Annotated in this window: 5 protein-coding genes and 1 pseudogene; all 6 read left to right on the forward strand. The window is 51.6% G+C overall.

Features of this window, described 5'->3' with window-relative positions:
* The first annotated feature begins 78 nt into the window (after window positions 1–78).
* Window positions 79–1,260, forward strand: a complete 1,182-nt coding sequence (gene tsgA / locus A7090_RS19090) for an MFS transporter TsgA (RefSeq protein ID WP_105275194.1) — start codon at window positions 79–81, stop codon at window positions 1,258–1,260.
* 270 nt (window positions 1,261–1,530) lie between these two features.
* Window positions 1,531–4,074: an NADPH-nitrite reductase large subunit gene (gene nirB, locus A7090_RS19095; RefSeq protein ID WP_105275195.1), complete on the forward strand. Its 2,544-nt coding sequence runs from the start codon at window positions 1,531–1,533 to the stop codon at window positions 4,072–4,074.
* Window positions 4,071–4,397 carry a nitrite reductase small subunit NirD gene (gene nirD / locus A7090_RS19100; RefSeq protein ID WP_105275196.1) on the forward strand — a complete coding sequence of 109 codons (327 nt, stop codon included), beginning with the start codon at window positions 4,071–4,073 and terminating at the stop codon, window positions 4,395–4,397. Before nirB ends, nirD begins: the two co-directional genes overlap by 4 nt.
* 126 nt (window positions 4,398–4,523) lie before the next feature.
* Window positions 4,524–5,330: a nitrite transporter NirC gene (gene nirC / locus A7090_RS19105; protein WP_105275197.1), complete on the forward strand. Its 807-nt coding sequence runs from the start codon at window positions 4,524–4,526 to the stop codon at window positions 5,328–5,330.
* A gap of 18 nt (window positions 5,331–5,348) precedes the next feature.
* Window positions 5,349–6,722 (forward strand): siroheme synthase CysG, encoded by a 1,374-nt coding sequence (gene cysG, locus A7090_RS19110; RefSeq protein ID WP_105275198.1) that lies wholly within the window; start codon window positions 5,349–5,351, stop codon window positions 6,720–6,722.
* Between the two features lie 292 nt (window positions 6,723–7,014).
* Window positions 7,015–7,134, forward strand: a pseudogene (locus A7090_RS19115) (IS630 family transposase); the annotation flags it as partial.

A 7,134-nucleotide genomic window follows, 5' to 3' on the forward strand; every position in this document is an offset into this window, starting at 1 on the left:
CAGATCACAAAATCACCTAAAATCGCCCGCTCGCGGCATAGCCCGCTATGCCATTTTATTTTTGAACGCAGGCCAATCATGACTAACAGCAATCGCATCAAGCTCACATGGATTAGCTTTCTCTCCTACGCACTGACCGGTGCGTTGGTTATTGTCACCGGAATGGTGATGGGAAACATCGCCGATTATTTCAATCTGCCGGTTTCCAGTATGAGTAATACCTTTACCTTCCTCAATGCCGGCATTTTAATCTCTATCTTCCTCAACGCCTGGCTGATGGAAATCGTCCCATTGAAAACGCAGTTACGTTTTGGCTTTCTCCTGATGGTGCTGGCGGTTGCCGGTTTGATGTTCAGCCACAGTCTGGCGCTGTTCTCGGCGGCGATGTTCATTCTCGGGGCAGTCAGCGGCATCACCATGTCGATTGGTACATTCCTGATAACACAAATGTATGAAGGGCGTCAGCGCGGTTCCCGCCTGTTATTTACCGACTCCTTCTTCAGTATGGCCGGGATGATTTTCCCAATGATCGCCGCGTTTCTGCTGGCACGCAGCATTGAGTGGTACTGGGTTTATGTCTGCATCGGGCTGGTGTACGTCGCTATTTTTATTCTGACCTTCGACTGTGAGTTCCCGGCACTGGGTAAACATGCGCCAGAAACGGATGCTCCGGTAGCGAAAGAAAAGTGGGGCATCGGCGTATTGTTTCTCTCTATTGCGGCGCTGTGCTACATCCTCGGTCAGTTAGGTTTTATCTCCTGGGTGCCGGAATATGCCAAAGGTCTGGGCATGAGCCTGAATGACGCGGGCACGCTGGTGAGTAACTTCTGGATGTCATACATGGTCGGCATGTGGGCGTTCAGCTTTATTCTTCGCTTCTTTGATTTGCAACGCATTCTGACCGTACTGGCCGGTCTGGCCGCAATTCTGATGTATGTCTTTAACACCGGAACTCCGGTACATATGGCATGGTCAATTCTCGCCCTGGGCTTTTTCTCCAGCGCGATCTATACCACTATCATCACCCTGGGTTCACAGCAGACCAAAGTCCCATCGCCAAAACTGGTTAACTTTGTCCTGACCTGCGGGACCATCGGCACCATGTTGACCTTTGTGGTTACCGGCCCGATTGTTGAACATAGTGGTCCTCAGGCGGCGCTGCTGACGGCAAACGCTCTGTACGCTGTCGTCTTTGTGATGTGCTTCCTGTTAGGTTTCGTCAGCCGTCACCGTCAGCATAACACCCTGACCTCTCATTAATTGCTCATACCGGACGGCGCTTTCGTCGTCCGGCCTTTTCCTCTCTTACTCCGCTACGTACATCTATTTCTATTATTTCTATAAACCCTTTCATTTTGTCTACTTTTTGATCAGATATGAAATATCAGACAATTCCGTGACTTAAGAAAATTTATATAAATCAGCAATATACCACTTAAGGAGTATATAAAGGTGAATTTGATTTACATCAATAAGCGGGGTTGCTGAATCGTTAAGGTAGGCGGTAATAGAAAAGAAATCGAGGCAAAAATGAGCAAAGTCAGACTCGCAATTATCGGTAACGGTATGGTCGGCCATCGCTTTATCGAAGATCTTCTTGATAAATCTGATGCGGCCAACTTTGATATTACCGTTTTCTGTGAAGAACCGCGCATCGCTTATGACCGCGTACACCTCTCGTCTTACTTCTCTCACCACACCGCCGAAGAGCTGTCGCTGGTGCGCGCAGGCTTTTATGAGAAACACAGCATTAAAGTTCTGGTCGGCGAACGCGCTATCACCATCAACCGTCAGGAGAAAGTGATTCACTCCAGTGCCGGGCGTACCGTATTTTATGACAAGCTGATCATGGCGACCGGTTCCTACCCGTGGATCCCGCCAATTAAAGGTTCTGATACCCAGGACTGCTTTGTTTATCGCACCATTGAAGACCTCAACGCTATTGAGTCCTGCGCTCGTCGCAGTAAGCGCGGTGCCGTTGTTGGCGGTGGTCTGTTAGGTCTGGAAGCCGCTGGCGCGCTGAAAAACTTAGGCATCGAAACCCATGTTATCGAATTTGCCCCTATGCTGATGGCAGAACAGCTTGATCAGATGGGCGGCGAGCAGCTGCGTCGCAAAATCGAAAGCATGGGTGTACGTGTTCACACCAGCAAAAACACCCTTGAGATTGTGCAGGAAGGCGTCGAAGCGCGTAAAACCATGCGTTTTGCCGACGGCAGCGAGCTGGAAGTCGACTTTATCGTCTTCTCTACCGGTATCCGTCCGCGCGATAAGCTGGCAACCCAGTGTGGTCTGGACGTAGCTCCGCGCGGGGGTATCGTCATTAATGATTCCTGCCAGACTTCCGATCCGGATATCTACGCTATCGGTGAATGCGCAAGCTGGAACAATCGTGTATTTGGTCTGGTAGCACCAGGCTACAAAATGGCGCAGGTCGCCGTTGACCACATTCTCGGTAGCGAAAACGCCTTTGAAGGTGCTGACCTTAGCGCCAAGCTGAAACTGCTGGGCGTAGACGTAGGCGGTATTGGTGATGCGCATGGTCGCACGCCTGGCGCGCGTAGCTATGTTTATCTCGACGAAAGCAAAGAGATCTACAAACGCCTGATTGTCAGCGAAGACAACAAAACCCTGCTCGGTGCGGTACTGGTGGGCGATACCAGCGATTACGGTAACCTGCTGCAACTGGTGCTGAACGCTATTGAGCTGCCGGAAAACCCGGACTCTCTGATCCTGCCGGCGCACTCGGGTAGCGGTAAGCCGTCTATCGGCGTAGATAAACTGCCGGACAGCGCGCAAATCTGCTCCTGCTTCGACGTCACCAAAGGCGATCTGATTGCTGCTATCAACAAAGGCTGCCACACCGTTGCGGCGCTGAAAGCTGAGACCAAAGCGGGTACTGGCTGCGGTGGCTGTATCCCGCTGGTCACTCAGGTACTGAACGCGGAACTGGCAAAGCAGGGTATCGAAGTGAACAACAACCTGTGCGAACACTTTGCTTATTCGCGTCAGGAACTGTTCCATTTGATCCGCGTTGAAGGCATTAAAACCTTCGAAGAACTGCTGGCGAAACACGGCAAAGGCTACGGTTGTGAAGTTTGTAAACCGACCGTCGGTTCGCTGCTGGCCTCCTGCTGGAACGAATACATTCTGAAGCCGGAACATACTCCGCTGCAGGATTCTAACGACAACTTCCTCGCTAATATCCAGAAAGACGGCACCTACTCGGTGATCCCACGTTCTCCGGGCGGTGAAATCCCCCCGGAAGGGCTGATGGCAGTGGGCCGTATCGCGCGTGAATTTAATCTCTACACCAAAATCACCGGCTCCCAGCGCCTGGCGATGTTTGGCGCACAGAAAGACGATCTGCCGGAGATCTGGCGTCAGCTGATTGAAGCCGGCTTTGAAACCGGTCATGCCTATGCGAAAGCACTGCGTATGGCGAAAACCTGCGTGGGTAGCACCTGGTGCCGCTACGGCGTTGGCGACAGCGTCGGCCTCGGTGTGGAACTGGAAAACCGCTACAAAGGCATCCGTACCCCACACAAAATGAAGTTCGGTGTCTCCGGCTGTACCCGTGAATGTTCAGAGGCTCAGGGTAAAGACGTGGGTATTATCGCCACCGAAAAAGGCTGGAACCTGTATGTTTGCGGTAACGGTGGCATGAAACCACGTCATGCGGATCTGCTGGCGGCAGATATCGATCGCGAAACGCTGATCAAATACCTCGACCGCTTCATGATGTTCTACATCCGTACCGCCGACAAACTGACGCGTACCGCGCCGTGGTTAGAAAATCTCGAAGGCGGTATCGATTACCTGAAAGCGGTGATTATTGACGATAAACTGGGGCTGAACGCTCATCTGGAAGAAGAGATGGCGCGCCTGCGTGAAGCGGTAGTGTGTGAGTGGACTGAAACGGTCAATACGCCGTCTGCGCAGACTCGCTTCAAACACTTCATCAACAGCGACAAGCGTGACCCGAACGTGCAGATGGTGCCAGAGCGCGAGCAGCACCGTCCGGCAACGCCTTATGAACGTATCCCGGTAACTCTGGTGGAGGACAACGCATGAGCCAGTGGAAAGACATCTGCAAAATCGATGACATTCTGCCTGAAACCGGCGTCTGCGCGCTGTTAGGTGACGAGCAGGTCGCGATTTTCCGCCCGTATCACAGTGACCAGGTGTTTGCGATCAGCAACATCGACCCGTTCTTCGAGTCCAGCGTGCTGTCACGTGGGCTGATTGCGGAACACCAGGGCGAGCTGTGGGTCGCCAGCCCGCTGAAAAAACAGCATTTTCGCTTAAGCGACGGTTTGTGCATGGAAGACGAGCACTTTTCCGTCAAGCATTACGACGCGCGAGTGAAAGACGGCGTGGTACAGCTACGCGGTTAATGTTTTAACGGGAGGCGCTATGCCTCCCCTTTTTGCATGATCCGGCAACGTGATAATTAGCAATGCAGGATCTTATTTAGCTTTCTTTTGGTTTTATTTTTGTTTTTATTACCTAAGGATAATCAAATGTTTACAGACACTATTAATAAGTGTGCGGCTAATGCTGCGCGCATTGCACGCCTGTCGGCAAATAACCCACTCGGCTTTTGGGTCAGCTCCGCTATGGCAGGTGCTTATGTGGGGCTTGGGATCATCCTGATTTTCACGCTCGGTAATTTGCTCGATCCGTCCGTACGTCCTCTGGTGATGGGGGCGACCTTTGGTATCGCCTTAACACTGGTCATTATCGCCGGTTCTGAACTGTTCACCGGACACACCATGTTCCTCACCTTTGGGGTGAAAGCAGGCACCATCAGCCACGGGCAAATGTGGGCAATCCTCCCGCAAACCTGGCTGGGTAACCTGGTCGGTTCCGTCTTTGTTGCCATGCTCTATCGCTGGGGCGGCGGTAGCCTGCTGCCGGTAGATACCAGCATCGTTCACTCCGTCGCGCTGGCTAAAACCACCGCACCGGCAATGGTACTGTTCTTCAAAGGCGCATTGTGTAACTGGCTGGTTTGCCTGGCAATCTGGATGGCGCTGCGCACTGAAGGGGCAGCGAAATTTATTGCTATCTGGTGGTGTCTGCTGGCATTTATCGCGTCCGGCTACGAGCACTCCATCGCTAACATGACGCTGTTCGCGCTCTCCTGGTTCGGCAACCACAGCGAAGCCTACACGCTGGCGGGTATTGGTCATAACCTGCTGTGGGTGACGCTGGGTAATACTTTATCGGGCGCCGTATTCATGGGATTGGGTTATTGGTATACTACACCGAAAGCGAATCGTCCAGTTGCGGACAAATTTAATCAAACTGAAACAGCTACCGGTTAATTACTAAGGGGTTTTTACGTGGATCATTTGCCTATATTTTGCCAATTACGCGATCGCGACTGTTTGATTATTGGCGGTGGTGATGTCGCGGAACGCAAAGCAAGGTTGCTGTTAGACGCAGGTGCTCGCTTAACGGTGAATGCATTAGCGTTTATCCCACAGTTCACCGCATGGGCAGATGCAGGCATGTTAACCCTCGTCGAGGGGCCATTTGATGAAAACCTTCTCGACACCTGCTGGCTGGCGATTGCCGCGACAGATGATGACGCGCTTAACCTGCGCGTCAGCGAAGCCGCTGAATCTCGTCGCATCTTCTGTAACGTGGTCGATGCGCCGAAAGCCGCCAGCTTCATTATGCCGTCGATTATTGACCGTTCACCGCTGATGGTGGCGGTCTCCTCTGGTGGTACTTCTCCGGTCCTGGCGCGCCTGTTGCGCGAAAAACTCGAATCACTGCTGCCGCTGCATCTGGGCCAGGTGGCGAAATATGCCGGGCAGCTACGCGAGCGTGTAAAACAACAGTTCGCCACGATGGGTGAGCGTCGCCGTTTCTGGGAAAAATTGTTCGTTAATGACCGTCTGGCGCAGTCGCTGGCAAACAACGATCAGAAAGCCATTACTGAAACCACCGAACAGTTAATCAGCGAACCGCTCGATCATCGTGGTGAAGTAGTGCTGGTTGGCGCAGGTCCGGGCGATGCCGGGCTGCTGACGCTGAAAGGTCTGCAACAAATTCAGCAGGCAGATGTGGTGGTCTACGACCGTCTGGTTTCTGACGATATTATGAATCTGGTACGCCGCGATGCTGATCGCGTTTTCGTCGGCAAACGCGCGGGATACCACTGCGTACCGCAGGAAGAGATTAACCAGATCCTGTTGCGGGAAGCGCAAAAAGGCAAACGTGTGGTGCGACTGAAAGGTGGCGATCCATTTATTTTTGGCCGTGGTGGTGAAGAGCTGGAAACACTGTGCAATGCGGGTATTCCGTTCTCAGTTGTTCCGGGTATTACCGCTGCTTCTGGTTGCTCTGCCTATTCGGGCATTCCCCTCACCCATCGCGATTATGCCCAGAGTGTACGCTTAATTACCGGACACTTAAAAACCGGTGGCGAGCTGGACTGGGAAAACCTGGCGGCAGAAAAACAGACGCTGGTGTTTTATATGGGGTTGAGTCAGGCCGCAACCATTCAGCAAAAGCTGATTGAACACGGAATGCCTGGCGAGATGCCGGTGGCGATTGTCGAAAATGGTACGGCGGTCATGCAACGCGTAATTGACGGTACGCTCACACAACTGAGCGATCTGGCGCAGCAAATGAACAGCCCGTCATTAATTATTATTGGTCGGGTCGTTGGCCTGCGCGATAAATTGAACTGGTTCTCCAACCATTAATTTAACCAGGGCCAGAGAATTCTGGCCTTTTTATTTACAACTTTCTTTATATATTCAGTAGATAAAAATATAACTCATTAACAAACATCATTTGTTTTTGACTCGTTATATTCACCGTTACAGCGACTTACAAAATTAAGTCATTCACTCACTGACGCCAATTAAATATTCCTGTATCGTTCTTAATGAGCAGTCCGCTTATATTCATATAGTCAATGAATATTAATCAATATATACCCGTAATCATTGAAAGTGCTTGATTTTTCAGCAACAGGAGATCATGCTGTCCAACATGAAAATATTCATCTCTGACCAACAAAAAGCTGAACTTGAACGCCTTCATGATTCCAGTCGTGACGGGCGAGTCAGGGATCGTATTAAAGCCATTCTTCTGGCCTCCGAAGGCTGGAGT

It is taken from the genome of Escherichia sp. MOD1-EC7003, assembly GCF_002965065.1.
In the GTDB taxonomy this organism is placed as follows: Bacteria; Pseudomonadota; Gammaproteobacteria; order Enterobacterales; family Enterobacteriaceae; genus Escherichia.

Excerpts from the sequence above, each read along its gene's own strand:
- tsgA (WP_105275194.1), top strand. The coding sequence starts at position 79 with ATGACTAACAGCAATCGCATCAAGCTCACATGGATTAGCTTTCTCTCC.
- nirB (WP_105275195.1), top strand. The coding sequence starts at position 1,531 with ATGAGCAAAGTCAGACTCGCAATTATCGGTAACGGTATGGTCGGCCAT.
- nirD (WP_105275196.1), top strand. The coding sequence starts at position 4,071 with ATGAGCCAGTGGAAAGACATCTGCAAAATCGATGACATTCTGCCTGAA.
- nirC (WP_105275197.1), top strand. The coding sequence starts at position 4,524 with ATGTTTACAGACACTATTAATAAGTGTGCGGCTAATGCTGCGCGCATT.